The sequence below is a fragment of the Enterobacter sp. C6 genome (assembly GCF_008122455.1).
GTDB lineage: Bacteria > Pseudomonadota > Gammaproteobacteria > Enterobacterales > Enterobacteriaceae > Enterobacter > Enterobacter pseudoroggenkampii.
The window spans coordinates 13,218-28,495 of the sequence record NZ_QPFW01000201.1 but is presented as its reverse complement, the minus strand read 5'-3'; the positions used below and the strand labels follow the sequence as shown (position 1 = coordinate 28,495).

Annotated in this window: 14 protein-coding genes and 1 pseudogene; 4 read left to right on the top strand and 11 right to left on the bottom strand. The window is 58.1% G+C overall.

Annotated features, from left to right (window positions below; translation table 11 throughout):
• Window positions 1–297, bottom strand: a pseudogene (locus tag DOU50_RS08995) (biotin synthase); the annotation flags it as partial.
• A gap of 86 nt (window positions 298–383) precedes the next feature.
• On the opposite strand from DOU50_RS08995, the gene bioA reads away from it, so the two are divergent.
• The gene (bioA, locus tag DOU50_RS08990) at window positions 384–1,673 is read left to right on the top strand and encodes an adenosylmethionine--8-amino-7-oxononanoate transaminase (protein WP_416202943.1); all 1,290 of its coding nucleotides are present in this window, start codon (window positions 384–386) and stop codon (window positions 1,671–1,673) included.
• Window positions 1,674–1,721: 48 nt separating this feature from the next.
• Window positions 1,722–2,198 carry a kinase inhibitor gene (locus DOU50_RS08985; RefSeq protein ID WP_024908770.1) on the top strand — a complete coding sequence of 159 codons (477 nt, stop codon included), beginning with the start codon at window positions 1,722–1,724 and terminating at the stop codon, window positions 2,196–2,198.
• A 103-nt stretch (window positions 2,199–2,301) separates the two neighbouring features.
• On the opposite strand, the gene hutH is transcribed toward DOU50_RS08985, so the two are convergent.
• The 5 genes from hutH to hutI form a co-directional block, all read right to left on the bottom strand.
• Window positions 2,302–3,822 carry a histidine ammonia-lyase gene (gene hutH, locus DOU50_RS08980; protein WP_061715729.1) on the bottom strand — a complete coding sequence of 507 codons (1,521 nt, stop codon included), beginning with the start codon at window positions 3,820–3,822 and terminating at the stop codon, window positions 2,302–2,304.
• On the bottom strand, window positions 3,819–5,507 hold the full coding sequence (gene hutU, locus DOU50_RS08975) for a urocanate hydratase (RefSeq protein WP_024908772.1): 1,689 nt from the start codon (window positions 5,505–5,507) through the stop codon (window positions 3,819–3,821). The genes hutH and hutU overlap by 4 nt, the downstream gene beginning before the upstream one ends.
• Before the next feature lie 126 nt (window positions 5,508–5,633).
• Complete coding sequence (locus DOU50_RS08970) at window positions 5,634–6,368, bottom strand: histidine utilization repressor (protein WP_024908773.1); 735 nt, start codon at window positions 6,366–6,368, stop codon at window positions 5,634–5,636.
• A 19-nt stretch (window positions 6,369–6,387) separates the two neighbouring features.
• Window positions 6,388–7,326, bottom strand: a complete 939-nt coding sequence (gene hutG / locus DOU50_RS08965; protein WP_148769228.1) for a formimidoylglutamase — start codon at window positions 7,324–7,326, stop codon at window positions 6,388–6,390.
• Window positions 7,323–8,546 carry an imidazolonepropionase gene (gene hutI, locus DOU50_RS08960; RefSeq protein WP_148769227.1) on the bottom strand — a complete coding sequence of 408 codons (1,224 nt, stop codon included), beginning with the start codon at window positions 8,544–8,546 and terminating at the stop codon, window positions 7,323–7,325. Before hutI ends, hutG begins: the two co-directional genes overlap by 4 nt.
• 224 nt (window positions 8,547–8,770) lie before the next feature.
• Between hutI and DOU50_RS08955 the strand changes: the two genes are divergently transcribed.
• Window positions 8,771–10,054, top strand: a complete 1,284-nt coding sequence (locus tag DOU50_RS08955; RefSeq protein ID WP_148769226.1) for a putative acyl-CoA thioester hydrolase — start codon at window positions 8,771–8,773, stop codon at window positions 10,052–10,054.
• Between the two features lie 55 nt (window positions 10,055–10,109).
• Here the strand turns inward: DOU50_RS08955 and tisB are convergent, their stop codons facing one another.
• Window positions 10,110–10,199 (bottom strand): type I toxin-antitoxin system toxin TisB, encoded by a 90-nt coding sequence (tisB, locus tag DOU50_RS08950; protein ID WP_023332440.1) that lies wholly within the window; start codon window positions 10,197–10,199, stop codon window positions 10,110–10,112.
• A 444-nt stretch (window positions 10,200–10,643) separates the two neighbouring features.
• Window positions 10,644–11,639: a 6-phosphogluconolactonase gene (pgl, locus tag DOU50_RS08945; protein ID WP_048992106.1), complete on the bottom strand. Its 996-nt coding sequence runs from the start codon at window positions 11,637–11,639 to the stop codon at window positions 10,644–10,646.
• A gap of 140 nt (window positions 11,640–11,779) precedes the next feature.
• Here pgl and DOU50_RS08940 point away from each other — a divergent pair, with 140 nt between their 5' ends.
• Window positions 11,780–12,598, top strand: coding sequence for a pyridoxal phosphatase (locus DOU50_RS08940; protein ID WP_148769225.1), 819 nt, complete (start codon window positions 11,780–11,782; stop codon window positions 12,596–12,598).
• On the opposite strand, the gene modC is transcribed toward DOU50_RS08940, so the two are convergent.
• From modC to modA, 3 genes are read right to left on the bottom strand one after another with little or no spacing between them, the layout of a single operon-like run.
• Window positions 12,599–13,657 carry a molybdenum ABC transporter ATP-binding protein ModC gene (modC, locus tag DOU50_RS08935; RefSeq protein ID WP_048992108.1) on the bottom strand — a complete coding sequence of 353 codons (1,059 nt, stop codon included), beginning with the start codon at window positions 13,655–13,657 and terminating at the stop codon, window positions 12,599–12,601.
• Window positions 13,658–13,659: 2 nt separating this feature from the next.
• Window positions 13,660–14,349 (bottom strand): molybdate ABC transporter permease subunit, encoded by a 690-nt coding sequence (gene modB, locus DOU50_RS08930; RefSeq protein WP_032641645.1) that lies wholly within the window; start codon window positions 14,347–14,349, stop codon window positions 13,660–13,662.
• The gene (gene modA / locus DOU50_RS08925) at window positions 14,349–15,122 is read right to left on the bottom strand and encodes a molybdate ABC transporter substrate-binding protein (protein WP_048992111.1); all 774 of its coding nucleotides are present in this window, start codon (window positions 15,120–15,122) and stop codon (window positions 14,349–14,351) included. The genes modB and modA overlap by 1 nt, the downstream gene beginning before the upstream one ends.
• Window positions 15,123–15,278: the final 156 nt, after the last annotated feature.

Here is a 15,278-nt window from a genome sequence, read left to right as displayed (position 1 = left end):
GCCCATGCAGAAGCGGGTCGAGCCGGCGTTTTTCGCCTTGCGCGCCGAGTCGAGTACCTGCTCCACTTCCATCAGCCGTTCGGATTCCAGGCCGGTTTTGTAGCGCGCGCTCTGCGGGCAATATTTGCAGTCTTCAGGGCAGGCACCGGTTTTGATCGACAGCAGCGTGCTGACCTGAACATGGCGAGGATCGAAGTGCTGACGATGCACCTGTTGGGCTTCGAACATCAGCTCAAGGAAAGGTTTATTGAATAATTCAGTAACTTGCGACATCGTCCAGCGTGCGTGGTGAGCCATGGGGCTTCTCCAAAGGGTTTTGTTAATTTTCGGTTCGGTTTATACTCGTAAACCTAAAACTTTTCAAAATGGTTTACAAGTCGATTATGACCCAGGACGATCTCGCCTTCGACAAGCAGCATATCTGGCACCCTTACACCTCCACGACCCGCCCCCTTCCCGTTTATCCGGTGGCCTCCGCGCACGGCTGCGAGCTGCATCTCGCCAGCGGCGAACAGCTCGTTGACGGGATGTCCTCCTGGTGGGCGGCCATTCACGGGTACAACCACCCGCGCCTGAATGCGGCGATGAAGGCGCAGATTGACCAGATGTCGCACGTGATGTTCGGCGGGATCACCCATCAGCCCGCGGTGGATTTATGCCGTCGCCTGGTGGCGATGACGCCTGAATCGCTGGAGTGCGTGTTCCTGGCGGATTCCGGCTCCGTGGCGGTGGAAGTGGCGATGAAAATGGCGCTGCAGTACTGGCACGCCAAAGGCGAAACGCGCCAGCGGTTCCTCACCTTCCGCAACGGCTATCACGGGGATACCTTCGGGGCGATGTCGGTATGCGATCCGGACAACTCCATGCATAGCCTGTGGAAGGGCTATCTGCCGGAAAACCTGTTTGCCCCGGCCCCCCAGAGCCGCTTCGACGGCGAGTGGAACGAAATGGACATGGTCGGTTTCGCGCGGCTGATGGCGGCGCATCGTCACGAGATTGCTGCCGTCATTCTTGAACCGATCGTGCAGGGCGCGGGCGGGATGCGGATGTACCACCCGGAATGGCTGAAGCGTATTCGCAGGATGTGCGACCGCGAGGGCATTCTGCTGATTGCCGATGAGATCGCCACCGGCTTTGGCCGCACCGGCAAGCTGTTTGCCTGCGAACATGCGGGTATCGCCCCGGATATTCTGTGCCTCGGCAAAGCGCTGACCGGCGGCACCATGACACTTTCCGCCACGCTCACGACCCGCCAGGTCGCCGACACCATCAGCGACGGCGAAGCAGGCTGCTTTATGCACGGTCCGACGTTTATGGGTAATCCTCTCGCCTGCGCCGTCGCAAGCGAAAGCCTCGCCATTCTGGAGAGCGGCGAGTGGCAGACGCAGGTTGCGGCGATTGAAGTGCAGCTGAAAGCGGAGCTGAGCGCCGCCTCAGGGGCGAATTTCGTCGCGGACGTGCGGGTGCTGGGCGCCATCGGGGTGATTGAAACCACCCATCCGGTGAATATGGCGGCGCTACAGCGCTTCTTCGTGGACCAGGGCGTGTGGGTACGGCCTTTCGGCAAGCTTATCTACCTGATGCCGCCGTACAGCATTACGTCGGAGCAGCTGCGTAAATTAACCGACGCGGTTGTAACAGCCGTTAACATTCCCGCGCATTTCACGATTTAACCCTATGCATTACACTTGCTGAACGAGCGATCAACGAGGGTAAACCGTATGAAAATCATCAGCAAAGATCTGCGCGACGGCGAAAAACTGCCGGAGCGTCACGTTTTCAACGGCATGGGATATCAGGGAGACAATATCTCCCCACACCTGGCGTGGGACGAGGTTCCGGCAGGCACCAAAAGCTTTGTCGTGACCTGCTACGACCCGGATGCGCCTACCGGCTCCGGCTGGTGGCACTGGATTGTGGCGAACCTGCCTGCCGACACGCGCGTCCTGCCGCAGGGTTCCGGTTCAGACCTGGTTGCCCTGCCTGAAGGTGCCATTCAGACGCGCACTGACTTCGGTAAAGCGGGCTACGGCGGCGCGGCGCCGCCAAAAGGGGAAACCCACCGCTATATCTTCACGGTGCACGCGCTGGATGTGGAGAAGATTGAGGTCGATGAAGGCGCGAGCGGCGCAATGGTCGGGTTTAACGTGCATTTCCATACGCTTGGCAGCGCGTCGATTACGGCGATGTATTCGTAATAGTGCGGGCTGATGCCCTCACCCCGGCCCTCTCCCACAGGGAGAGGGAGAAAACCTGGCAATTCCCTCTCCCTGTGGGAGAGGGTTAGGGTGAGGGGAAAAATCACAGCACCGAAGGTAACAGCCCCACCAGCCGCCCCTCTTCCAGAAGCTGCATCGCCTTATCAATATCCGGCGCAAAGAAGCGGTCGTCATCGTAATGCGATACATGCTCGCGCAGCGCATGACGCGCCTGCTCCAGCAGCGGGCTGGATTTTAGCCCTTCACGCAGATCGATACCCTGACTTGCCGCCAGCCATTCCACCGCCAGCACGCCGCGGGTGTTGGAGGCCATTTCCCAGAGACGACGCCCGGCAGCCGGTGCCATCGAAACGTGATCTTCCTGGTTTGCAGACGTTGGCAGGCTGTCCACGCTGTGCGGGTGCGACAGGGCTTTGTTCTCGCTTGCCAGCGCTGCGGCCGTCACCTGAGCAATCATAAAGCCCGAGTTGACCCCGCCGTTACGCACCAGGAACGGTGGCAGCTGGGACATATGTTTATCCATCATCAGCGCGATACGGCGCTCGGACAACGCGCCGACTTCGGCAATCGCCAGGGCGATATTATCCGCCGCCATCGCTACCGGCTCGGCGTGGAAGTTACCACCGGAGACCACCTCGTTTTCCTGAGCGAACACCAGCGGGTTATCGGACACCGCGTTGGCCTCCACCAGCAGCACCTCCGCCGCCTGACGCAGCTGCGTCAGGCACGCGCCCATCACCTGCGGCTGGCAACGCAGGGAATACGGATCCTGAACCTTCTCGCAGTTATGGTGTGAATCGGCAATTTCGCTGGTGTCAGTAAGCACGTGACGGTACATCGCGGCGGCATCAATCTGCCCGCGCTGACCGCGCACCTCGTGGATGCGGGCATCGAACGGGCGACGCGAGCCCAGTACGGCTTCGGTGGTCAGCGCGCCGCACACCACCGCCGAGGCAAACAGATCTTCCGCTTCAAACAGGCCGCGCAGCGCGAAGGCGGTCGATGCCTGCGTGCCGTTCAGCAGCGCCAGCCCCTCTTTCGCCGCCAGCGTAATGGGTGTTAAGCCGGCTTTTTTCAGCGCCTCTTTCGCAGGCAGCCACTCGCCCTGCCAGCGCGCTTTGCCTTCGCCCAGCAGCAGCAGCGACATGTGCGCCAGCGGGGCAAGATCGCCGGATGCCCCAACAGAGCCTTTTGCCGGGATCCACGGATAGACTTCCGCATTGACCAGCGCCATCAGCGCCTGAATCACGCTCAGGCGAATGCCGGAAAAGCCGCGCGCCAGGCTGTTGATTTTGAGCACCATCATCAGACGGACAATCTCATCGTCAAGCGGCTGGCCGACGCCCGCCGCGTGCGACAGCACCAGCGAACGCTGCAGGTTTTCCAGATCGTGCGTCGCGATGCGGGTCTGCGCCAGCAGCCCAAAGCCGGTGTTAATCCCGTAAGCCGTGCGCCCTTCGGCCACAATGGCTTCCACACAGGCAACGCTGTCATTAATGGCCGCGTGCGCGCTTTCATCAAGCGAAAGGGTGACCGGTTTACGCCAGACGTTACGCAGCTGTTTGAGCGTCAGCGAGCCGGGAGTGAGTGTTAATGCGTTCATTCATGCTTTCCTTGTGTGGCAGGGATCATCGGCAGGTTAAGGCCCTGCTCTTTGGCACAGTCAATGGCAATCTCATAACCCGCATCCGCGTGACGCATCACGCCGGTTGCCGGGTCGTTGTGGAGTACGCGAGCGATACGCGCGGCGGCTTCATCGGTTCCGTCGCAGACGATGACCATCCCGGAATGCTGGGAGAAGCCCATCCCCACGCCGCCGCCGTGGTGCAGCGATACCCAGGTCGCGCCGCTGGCGGTATTGAGCAGAGCGTTCAGCAATGGCCAGTCGGAGACCGCATCCGAGCCGTCGCGCATGGCTTCGGTTTCGCGGTTCGGGCTGGCGACGGAGCCGGAGTCCAGGTGGTCGCGGCCAATGACGATCGGCGCGGAAACTTCACCGCTGCGCACCATTTCGTTGAAGGCCAGACCGAGTTTTTGCCGCCACTCCAGCCCTACCCAGCAGATACGCGCCGGCAGGCCCTGGAAGTTAATGCGCTCGCGGGCCATATCCAGCCAGCGGTGCAGGTGTTCGTCATCGGCGACGATCTCCTTCACTTTGGCGTCGGTTTTGTAGATATCCTCCGGGTCACCGGACAGGGCAACCCAGCGGAACGGACCGATGCCGCGGCAGAACAGCGGGCGAATATAGGCAGGAACGAAGCCCGGGAAGTCGAAGGCGTTATTCACGCCCATCTCTTTCGCCATCTGGCGAATGTTGTTGCCGTAATCAAAGGTCGGAATGCCCATCTTGCTGAAGGCCAGCATCGCGGAGACGTGTTCCGCCATGGAGCGTTTCGCGGCAAGCACCGTGCCTTCCGGATCGGTTTCCGCTTTTTGCTGATAGTCTTCCCACGTCCAGCCTTTTGGCAGGTAACCGTGCAGCGGGTCATGGGCGCTGGTCTGGTCGGTAACCAGATCCGGGCGTACGCCGCGGGCGACGAGCTGCGGGAGAATGTCCGCCGCGTTGCCGCACAGGGCAATCGACACCGCTTTACCTTCAGACGTGTATTTTTTGATGCGCGCCAGCGCATCGTCCAGGTCGGTTGCCTGTTCGTCGACGTAACGGGTACGCAGACGGAAATCAATGCGGCTCTGCTGGCATTCAATATTGAGCGAGCACGCGCCGGCAAGCGTGGCGGCCAGCGGCTGCGCGCCGCCCATCCCACCGAGACCCGCGGTCAGCACCCAGCGGCCTTTGAGCGAGCCATTATAGTGCTGGCGACCGGCTTCCACGAAGGTTTCGTAGGTGCCCTGCACAATCCCCTGACTGCCGATGTAGATCCAGCTACCCGCGGTCATCTGGCCATACATCGCCAGCCCTTTCGCGTCCAGTTCGTTGAAGTGTTCCCAGGTGGCCCAGTGCGGCACGAGGTTAGAGTTGGCGATCAGCACGCGCGGCGCGTTTTTGTGCGTTTTGAACACGCCCACCGGCTTGCCGGACTGCACCAGCAGGGTTTCGTCATGTTCGAGTTCGGTCAGGGATTTTACAATTGCGTCATAGCATTCCCAGTTGCGCGCGGCGCGGCCTATGCCGCCGTAGACCACCAGCTCGTGGGGGTTCTCCGCCACCTCAGGATCAAGGTTGTTCATCAACATACGCAGCGGGGCTTCGGTGAGCCAGCTTTTGGCGGTGAGAGTGGTGCCGCGCGCGGCGCGGACATCCTGCTGGCGGTATTTACCTGACGACATTGTGTGCTCCTCATACGGGACAGTGATGCATTTAGATATACTTGTATAGACAAGCACACACAAGGTCAGTTTTAACAAAAAAGATACAATTTTGTTATATTGCGTTAGCTATCACGCTTTTAAAACTTATGACATAAAGTGGCCCTGCAGCCGGTAACGGTTCCCCGGGAAAAGCAGTCGGGCATGCGACACAATGTGCGACGAGGACCAGGTCCGACGGCGAATCAGCAGGCACGGATCGTGCTCTTTAATGCGCAGCCGCTCGCACTCCTGCGGCGTGGCGCGCACGGCCTCCACAATGTGCTCCCCTTCCGTCAGCGGTGCGACGAGCGAGAGATAGGCGTGCGGCGTCGTCTGGGTGTAATCCTGGTTCAGATAGTCTGGTATCCGTTCAGCATTCACGCAGCGATCTTCAATCTGCACCGGAATGTCGTTCTCAAAATGCACCATAACCGAGTGGAAGATCCGGCTACCTTCTTTGACATTCAGCTCTACCGCCTGCTCGGCGCTGGCCTGGGTCTCTTCGAGCACCAGCACCTCACAGCGGTGCTGGTGATTACGCGAGGTTATCTCATCGGCAATACTGCGGATTTCAAACAGGGCGGATTGCCCTTTCGGTTCCGCCACAAATGTCCCCACGCCCTGCAAGCGCACCAGAAGCCCTTCGTCGGTCAGCTCGCGCAGCGCCCGATTCACGGTCATCCGGCTAAAACCGAACTGCGCCACCAGCTCGGCCTCCGAGGGAATGCGATCGTGCGGCCGCCAGACGCCGGTGGCGATTTTTTCGCTGATCGCCTGCTTCACCTTTTCGTAGAAAGGCGCGGGAGGGCTCGACTGCGGCAGAGGTGAGCGTGAAAACATCGTAACTCCTTGAATAGTATTATGCCCACCAGTGAGCAATTTGCCAGGCCAGACGGGCGGCAAGCTTTGCGCCCTGTCCGTCCCGATCGTACTGCGGGTTAAACTCTACCAGATCGGCGGCCTGTAGCTTACCGCTACGGCAGATTTGTTCGATAACCGGCAGAAGATCCAGCGCCGGTATGCCTAACGCAGCCGGAGCGGAAACGGCAGGCATTTCACTGGCGGGCAGGACGTCCAGATCGATCGTCAGATAGATACGGTCAGCCTGCGCCAGCACTTTTTCCAGCGCAGATAGCGCATCGCGCCTGAAATGGAGATCTTCCACCAGCGTGACGTTCAGGCGTTCGGCCTCCTCCCACAGAGCCTGCGTGTTGGCCGCCCGGCTCACGCCAAAGCAGGCGTACTGAAATGCCCGCCCGCGCTCATCGCAATAGTGCGCCAGCTGGCGAAACGGGGTGCCGGACGTGGCATGGTCGGCCTTGCGCAGGTCAAGATGCGCATCAAGATTGATCACCGCCACGCGCTCGTTAGGGAACGCGTCAAGAACGCCCCGACCGTGCGCCCAGGCGGTTTCGTGCCCACCGCCAAAGACCAGCGTACGCATCCCGGACTGCTGACAGGCCGTGACGGCATCGCTTAAAGCCTGCTGTGCCGCTTCCAGCTCGTCGCCTTCAACGTAAACCGAGCCCATATCCGCCAGCCGTTCGTGCCCCTGATGGCTTGCCATATTCGCCAGCGCTTTTCGCAGCATATCCGGCGCCTGCACGGCGCCGGGCCTGCCCTGATTGCGTTTTACGCCTGCATCACATTCAAAGCCTATCAGCGCGATGCCGGATGAAAGCGGCGTGAACTGCCCCTGCTGCTTTATCGTCTGGAAAATGCGCGTCGCATTGCTGGCCTCGGCGCTGTCGTCGCGCCCCTGCCAGACCGTTTCGGCTACGGGCCGCCATAACCTCATACTGCCTCCCCACGGAAAATACGTTGATACAGCGGATTGCGTCCCGGCTCGTAGACCATCTCAACCGGATGGTGAGCATCCCAGACGATAAAATCGGCGACAAACCCAGCCCGCAGCTGTCCGTGGGTTGCACCACGACCCAGCGCCTGCGCCGCGTGTCGCGTCACGCCAGCCCAGGCCTCTTCCGGCGTCAGGCCGAACTGGACGCAGGCCATGTTCATCGCCAGGTGCAGGCTGGCAAACGGGCTGGTGCCGGGGTTGTAGTCGGTGGCGACCGCCATCGGGACACCCTGTTTTCTGAGCTGTTCCACCGGCGGACGCTGGCGCTCCTGCAGAAAATAGAACGCCCCCGGCAACAGGACCGCAACCGTGCCGCTTTCCGCCATCGCCTGAACGCCTGCGTCGTCAAGATATTCGATATGATCGGCGGAGAGTCCCTTATACCGGCTGACCAGCGCCGCACCGCCCTGATTCGACAGCTGTTCGACATGTCCTTTCACCGGGATGCCGAGCACGGTTGCCGCCTGAAAGAGGCGCTCGGTTTGCGACGGGGTAAAGCCGACGTTTTCGCAGAACACGTCTACTGCTTCATATAACTCTTTTTGCCACAGCGCGGGCAATATCTGCTCACAGACCAGCGTGAGATACGCATCTGGATCCTGTCGGTATTCCGACGGAACCGCATGGGCCGCCAGCAGCGTTGGGCTGATATCGATCGGATTATTGAGGCTCAGCTGGCGGGCAACCTGCAGCATCTTCTCTTCGGCCTCGGGGTTTAGACCGTATCCCGACTTGATTTCAACCGTAGTGACGCCTTCATTCATCAGTCGCTGAAGCCGCTGCTGCGCCAGCTTAAGCAGGGTTTCGGGTGAGCTGCTGCGCGTCGCCGTCACGGTCGCGTTAATCCCGCCCCCCTGGGCGCTGATGGTTTGATAAGAGACGCCGTTCAGACGCTGCTCCCACTCCGCCGCGCGATCGCCGCCAAACACCAGGTGGGTATGGCAGTCAATCAGGCCAGGCGTGACCAGACGCCCCTGGAGATCGACACAGTGAGGGTGTCCGGCAGGAATGTCAGATTCAGGGATCACGGCCAGAAGGGTGTGGCCGCGCACGACCAGGGCATGTTGCTCTTTCAGTCCATAGGGCGCAGAGACGTCCGGCACCATCGTAGCCAGTCGCGCATTTCGCCATATTACATCGTCGGGATGAATCTGCTGCATGGGCATTCCACTTGTCATAGGTTGTATAGACATTTATTTTCATCTGTTGCCTGCTGTCAACCGACTTTGCGGAAAATGTTATTTATTTGTGATCACTTACCTGCCGCTCCGGGGCTAAAAATGCAACTTTTACCCTTTTTATCTTCCCGTTTCGCTCAACTTAGTATAAAAAAGCAGGCTATTTCGTCTATCCCGTAAAGACTTGCATACCCAGGAGCTTCACCTTGAACATTTCCAGGATTTCCCGTCTGGCGTTAGCACTCGCCTTTGGCGTGACCTTATCCGCATGCAGTTCAACCCCACCGGATCAGCGACCTTCTGAGCAGGTTGCGCCCGGTACCGCCTCCCGCCCGATTTTGTCCGCTGATGAAGCGAAGAACTTCGACCGTGCGCACTACTTCTCAGCGATGGATCCTAACGCTGCACCGTGGACACCGTCGTCTATTAACCTGCCTAAACAGCCTGACTTCGTGGTAGGCCCGGCGGGTGCGCAGGGCGTAACGCATACCTCTATTCAGGCTGCGGTTGATGCTGCCATCACTAAACACAGCGCGTCTCGCCAGTACATCGCGATCCTGCCAGGTGAATATGAAGGCACCGTGTATGTTCCGGCCGCACCAGGCAGCATTACGCTTTACGGTCTGGGCGAAAAAGCTATCGACGTAAAAATTGGCCTGGCGATTGATTCCGAAATCGACAGCAACACCTGGCGTCACCTGGTGAACCCGGCCGGTAAATATATGCCGGGTAAACCGGCGTGGTACATGTTTGATAACTGCCAGAGCAAGCGTTCCGCCACCATTGGCGTGATGTGTTCAGCGGTGTTCTGGTCTCAGAATAACGGTCTGCAGCTGCAGAACCTGACCATCCAGAATACCCTGGGCGACAGCGTTGATGCCGGTAACCACCAGGCCGTTGCGCTGCGTAGCGATGGTGACCAGGTGCAGATTAACAACGTCAACATTCTGGGCCGTCAGAACACCTTCTTCGTGACCAACAGCGGCGTGCAGAACGCCCTGCAGAATAACCGCCTGACCCGTACCCTGGTGACCAACAGCTACGTTGAAGGTGACGTGGATCTGGTGTCCGGTCGCGGCGCGGTGGTGTTTGATAACACCGATTTCCGCGTGGTGAACTCACGTACTCAGCAGGAAGGTTACGTGTTTGCTCCGGCAACCCAGTCTAACCTCTTCTACGGCTTCCTGGCCGTGAACAGCCGCTTTAATGCTGCCGGTGACGGCGTGGCGCAGCTGGGACGTTCCCTGGACGTGGACTCTGCCACTAACGGCCAGGTCGTGATCCGCGACAGCGTGATCAACGAAGGCTTCAACATGGCGAAGCCGTGGGCTGATGCAGCAATCTCCAAACGTCTGTTCTCCGGCAATACCGGTGCGATGGATGATAAAGGGAACGTGCAGCGCAACCTGAACGACGCTAACTTCAACCGCATGTGGGAATACAACAACCGCGGTCTGGGTAGCAAAGTGGTTGCTGAGCCGAAGCAGTAATAAGATGAGAGTAAAAGGGGGAGTTTAATCCCCCTTTTTGCTGCGACTGAATGCGTCAGGCTCCAAACTTAAGATACGCATCCAATAGTTGCATAATCGCAACCATGAGTTGCAGGAACAGAATTGCCCATTCCACACCGCTCATACGCCACTCCTTTGGTATAGAGCACTTCTCCCCTGATTTACCTTTCCGCTGCCTGTCACCAGAGGTGTGTTGGTTATGTTTTGATGTGCTCCGCAGTTTAGGCACTGTCGGCACCACCCGACAGCCAGGACTGAATACGGATCCTGAATTGCGGAACTGCAACACATCAAGCCAACGGACAGAATGATATCAAATCACTACTGTACATAAAAACAGATAAGGTCAGTTTAGGAATTTATAAAGAAAATGCCTCTAAACAACTGATTATTTTAAAAATAACAACCGATAATCATTCTCTGTTCTTTGTCCTTCGTTGACGATGAGTTTACTTCGCCTTGAGTCGACATTATGATAACCATGTTGGTTACGTTTTGATGTGCTCACCCGGCAACCACCGGGCATAAAAAAACCTCGCGTTCGCGAGGTTTTTTTGTTTTTAGCCGCTTAGTGAGCGTTTACCACGACCCACATTGGCCCCTGTCCGACGGCGTAACGTCCTTTCTCTTCCAGCAGACCCTGCTCGCCTTTAATTTCATACAGCGCGATGTGGTGGGATTTCTGCCCCGCTGCAATCAGGTATTTACCGCTGTGATCGATATTAAAGCCGCGCGGCTGGGTTTCCGTTGGCTGGAAGCCTTCAACCGCCAGCACGCTGCCGTCTTCAGAAACGCTAAACACGGTAATCAGGCTGGAGGTACGGTCACAGGCGTACAGATGGCGGCCATCTGGCGTAATGTGGATATCCGCCGCCCAGCGGGTGTCGGAGAAGTCAGGCGGCATCATGTCCAGCGTCTGCACGCACTCAATCTGGCCGTTAGGATCTTTCAGCTCCCAGACGTCCACTGAGCTGTTCAGTTCATTAACCACGTAGGCGTATTGCTGGTTCGGATGGAAGACCATATGGCGCGGACCCGCGCCTTCAACGGTAGTCACTTCGGCAGGATTCTGCGCCACCAGGTGACCATCGTCGCTCAGGGTGAACAGGCAGATACGATCCTGCTTCAGCGCAGGCACCCACAGCGTGCGGTTATCCGGCGTGATATTCGCCGAGTGGCAGCCTTCAAGCCCTTCCACCACATCCACGGTTTCGACCGGAATGCCATTTTCCAGACGCGTTACGCTGACGCAGCCCGCGTTGTAGGAGCCGCTGAAGACAAAATTGCCTTTACGATCGGTAGAGATATGGGTTGGGCTGCCCGGCAGCGGGGCTTCGGCAGTGTACGTCAGCGCGCCATCATCCGGAGAAATGCGATAGGCCAGCACGCGGAACTCCGGGCGCACACCCACGTACAAGAAACGTTTATCCGGGCTGATGACCATCGGTTGCACCTGGCCTGGCACATCAACAACCTGCACCAGCGTGAGTGTCCCTTCGGTATTTAAACGCCAGACGTGGATCTGCTGGCTTTCAGGACTGGCGGTATAAACGGTTTGTTTCATGAATATTCACTCCTCACTGCGCATGAAAGTAGTTAACTTTTGACGGTGAATGCTGAATTGTCGACAGGAGTTTTGAAGCATTCGCCTCTCGGTGTACCATCCCATCAAAACGTAAATTCAATATTAACCCGGGAAAACAGATGACCTCGCGTGTGATTGCTCTGGATTTAGACGGTACCTTACTGACGCCGCAAAAAAACCTTCTTCCCTCTTCTCTGGAAGCGCTTAAACGCGCACAGGAAGCGGGATATCAACTCCTTATCGTAACGGGTCGACATCACGTTGCCATTCACCCTTTTTATCAGGCACTGGCGTTAGATACACCTGCAATTTGTTGTAATGGCACCTATTTGTATGATTATCAGGCAAAAAAGGTTTTAGCATCCGACCCGCTGCCGGTTCCCCAGGCGCTGCAACTGATTGATCTGCTGGATGAGCATGCCGTTCACGGCCTGATGTACGTGGATAACGCGATGGTGTACGAGCGCCCAACCGGCCATGTGGTGCGCACCAGCAACTGGGCGTTGTCCCTGCCTGAAGCGCAGCGTCCGGTCTTTACTCAGGTATCTTCACTGCGTCAGGCAGCCCAGGACGTTGAGGCTATCTGGAAATTCGCCCTGACGGATGAAGACACCACCAAACTGAATGCCTTCGCAAAACACGTGGAACAGACGCTGGGTCTGGAGTGCGAATGGTCCTGGCACGATCAGGTGGATATTGCCCGTAAAGGCAACAGCAAAGGCAAACGGCTGACGCAGTACGTGGAATCGCAGGGCGGGTCAATGCAGGACGTGATCGCCTTCGGTGACAACTACAACGACATCAGCATGCTGGAAGCCGCCGGTACCGGCGTGGCGATGGGCAATGCCGACGACGCGGTCAAAGCGCGTGCTAACGTGGTGATCGGCGACAACACCACCGACAGCATCGCGCAGTACATTTATACCCACCTGCTGTAATCAGGCGGTGATCGAGACACTCTTGATTTGCGCGTAAAGCCACAGGCCGGGTTTGATCCCTAACTCATCCCTGGCCCACGGGCTGATGCGCGCCCAGAGCGTTCTGCTGCCCACTTCAAGCTTCACTTCCACCTGCCCGTTATCATCAAAACACTCCGCGACTTTGGCGCGCAGAATATTTCGAATACTGGTTTGCAGCGGCGGTTGCAGCACCAGCGAGACGTCCGACGCCTGAATGCGAATTCGCAGTACGGACTGTAACGGTTTATCAATCTTATTGACCCAAAGATGCTGGTCACCCAGCGCCAGGGCGGTCATCGCATAGTGCGGGTGGTGTTCCAGCACGCTCACTTTCAGGATGCTGCTCTGCTGTTCCCGGGGTAACCACGGGTGCATTACGCTGCTGCCCCACACCTCTTCCAGGTTGCCGAAGGCCTTGACGCGGCCCTCTTCCAGCACCAGCACCTTGTCAGCCAGGTGGAGGATCTCATCCAGCGAATGGCTGACGTAGAGCATCGGAATATTAATCTCGCGCGTCAGGCGCTGTAGATAAGGCAGAAGTTCGCGTTTACGCGGAATATCCAGCGAGGCCAGCGGTTCGTCGAGCAGCAGCAGTTCGGGCGCGGTCAGCAACGCGCGGCCAATGGCCACGCGCTGCTTTTCTCCGCCGGAAAGCGAGGAAGGCAGCCTGTCGAGCAGAGGTTCAATGCCTAGAAGCGTTACCAGCTTCTCAAACTGCGAAGCCATGCTTTTCGCCATGCCGTAACGCAAATTGCCGCGCACGCTGTAGTGCGGGAATAGGCGCGCGTCCTGGAAAACATAGCCGATGCGGCGCTTATCCGGCGAGAGGTAAACCTTATTCTCCACGTCATTCAGGACGCGGTCATTCAGGACAATACGGCCTGACTGCGGGCGGGTCAGACCGCTGATGGCATTAATCAGCGACGTTTTTCCCGCCCCTGACACGCCAAAGATGGCGGTGATGCCGCTTGCCGGCAGCGTCTCGTTAAGCGTCAGGGTATGGTTTCCCAGCGTCTGGGTGAAATGGAGTTCCAGCATGCTTATTTCCCCATTCGCTCGCGGCTGAGGCGCGCCAGCCATTCAGACACCATTAGCGATGCCAGCGCCAGCACAATTGAAATAATACACAGCCGCGCCGCCGCGCCTTCACCGCCCGGCGTTTGAATCAGGGTATACATCGCCGACGGGATGGTTCGCGTCTCGCCGGGGATGTTCGACACAAACGTGATGGTCGCGCCAAACTCGCCCAGCGAACGGGCGAAGGCCAGCACCGTGCCAACAATAATGCCGGGTAACGTCAGGGGTAGCGTGATGGTGAAAAAGACGCGCCAGCGGCCTGCCCCCAGCGTGCGGGCCGCCTGTTCGAGCTTCATGTCCACGCCTTCCAGCGCGAGGCGTATCGCCCTCACCATCAGCGGAAATGACATTACCGCCGCCGCCAGTACCGCACCGCGCCAGCTAAACGCAAACGTCAGCCCAAACCAGTCGTAGAGCTTCTCGCCGATAAAACCGCGCCGCCCCATCGAAATCAGCAGCAGGTAACCGACCACCACGGGCGGCAAAACGAGCGGAAGATGAAGCACGCTGTCGAGCAGCGTTTTGCCGGGAAACTGACAGCGAACCAGTAACCAGGCAAAGAAGATCCCAAAGGGCAAACTCAGCGCAACCGCCAGGGAAGAGACTTTAAGGCTCAGCAGAACAGCCTGCCATTCAGGATCGGTCAATATCATCAGTGAGTCGTAAATCCGTAACGTTTAAAGATTGCGGACGCTTCCGGCCCCTTCAGGTAATCGCGGAAGGCCGTCACGGTCGCATTTTTATGTCCATCAACAATCGCAACAGGATATTCCACTTTCTTGTGGGAGTCTTCCGGGAACGTTGCGACCACTTTTACACCTTTACTGGCAACGGCATCAGAGCCATACACAATGCCCAGCGGGGCTTCGTTGCGTTCCACCAGCGCCAGCGCGCCGCGTACATCTTCCGCCGGAGCCAGCTTCGGCGACAATGTCTCCCATGCACCCAGCTTTTGCAGCGCCTCTTTGGCATAAATACCGGCCGGAACGTGCTCCGGATCGCCCACCGCCAGACGGCCACCGTTCAGCAGGCTCGTCCAGTTGGTCTCTTTGTTGATGGTAATGTCCGCCTGGGCGCTGGCTTTTGGCGCCACGACAACCAGGCTATTCCCCAGCAGCGTTTCGCGGGTTGCCGCATCAATCGCTTTCTTCTCCACCGCGTAATCCATCCACTTCTGATCGGCAGAGATGAACAGATCCGCCGGTGCGCCCGCTTCTATCTGGCGCGCCAGCGTCGAGGAAGAGGCAAAAGAAGAGACCACCTCGACGTTTTTCTCTTTTTTATACGTCGCCGCGATATCCTGCAGCGCGTTGGTCAGCGACGCCGCCGCAAAGACCGTGATTTTACCGTCGTCCGCCAGCGCGTGGCCGGTAAGTGAAAGCGTCAGCGTTGCCCCTGCGAAAAGGCGTACCCAGGTACGTGCCATTTTTAACTCCTGTGAGTAGCGTTATATACATATTAATATAACGGTAACGTCAGGGAGATCCCAGCGTTAAATCGTACCGCTGAAGAGGTAAACCGGTGTGATACGTTAAATATTATCGGCGAAAACGGGAAAATCTTGAGAGCAAAACGCCCGGGC

Coding starts and splice junctions, on each gene's coding strand:
- bioA (WP_416202943.1), top strand. CDS start 384: ATGACCCAGGACGATCTCGCCTTCGACAAGCAGCATATCTGGCACCCT.
- DOU50_RS08985 (WP_024908770.1), top strand. CDS start 1,722: ATGAAAATCATCAGCAAAGATCTGCGCGACGGCGAAAAACTGCCGGAG.
- hutH (WP_061715729.1), bottom strand. CDS start 3,822: ATGAACGCATTAACACTCACTCCCGGCTCGCTGACGCTCAAACAGCTG.
- hutU (WP_024908772.1), bottom strand. CDS start 5,507: ATGTCGTCAGGTAAATACCGCCAGCAGGATGTCCGCGCCGCGCGCGGC.
- DOU50_RS08970 (WP_024908773.1), bottom strand. CDS start 6,368: ATGTTTTCACGCTCACCTCTGCCGCAGTCGAGCCCTCCCGCGCCTTTC.
- hutG (WP_148769228.1), bottom strand. CDS start 7,326: ATGAGGTTATGGCGGCCCGTAGCCGAAACGGTCTGGCAGGGGCGCGAC.
- hutI (WP_148769227.1), bottom strand. CDS start 8,546: ATGCAGCAGATTCATCCCGACGATGTAATATGGCGAAATGCGCGACTG.
- tisB (WP_023332440.1), bottom strand. CDS start 10,199: ATGAGCGGTGTGGAATGGGCAATTCTGTTCCTGCAACTCATGGTTGCG.
- pgl (WP_048992106.1), bottom strand. CDS start 11,639: ATGAAACAAACCGTTTATACCGCCAGTCCTGAAAGCCAGCAGATCCAC.
- DOU50_RS08940 (WP_148769225.1), top strand. CDS start 11,780: ATGACCTCGCGTGTGATTGCTCTGGATTTAGACGGTACCTTACTGACG.
- modC (WP_048992108.1), bottom strand. CDS start 13,657: ATGCTGGAACTCCATTTCACCCAGACGCTGGGAAACCATACCCTGACG.
- modB (WP_032641645.1), bottom strand. CDS start 14,349: ATGATATTGACCGATCCTGAATGGCAGGCTGTTCTGCTGAGCCTTAAA.
- modA (WP_048992111.1), bottom strand. CDS start 15,122: ATGGCACGTACCTGGGTACGCCTTTTCGCAGGGGCAACGCTGACGCTT.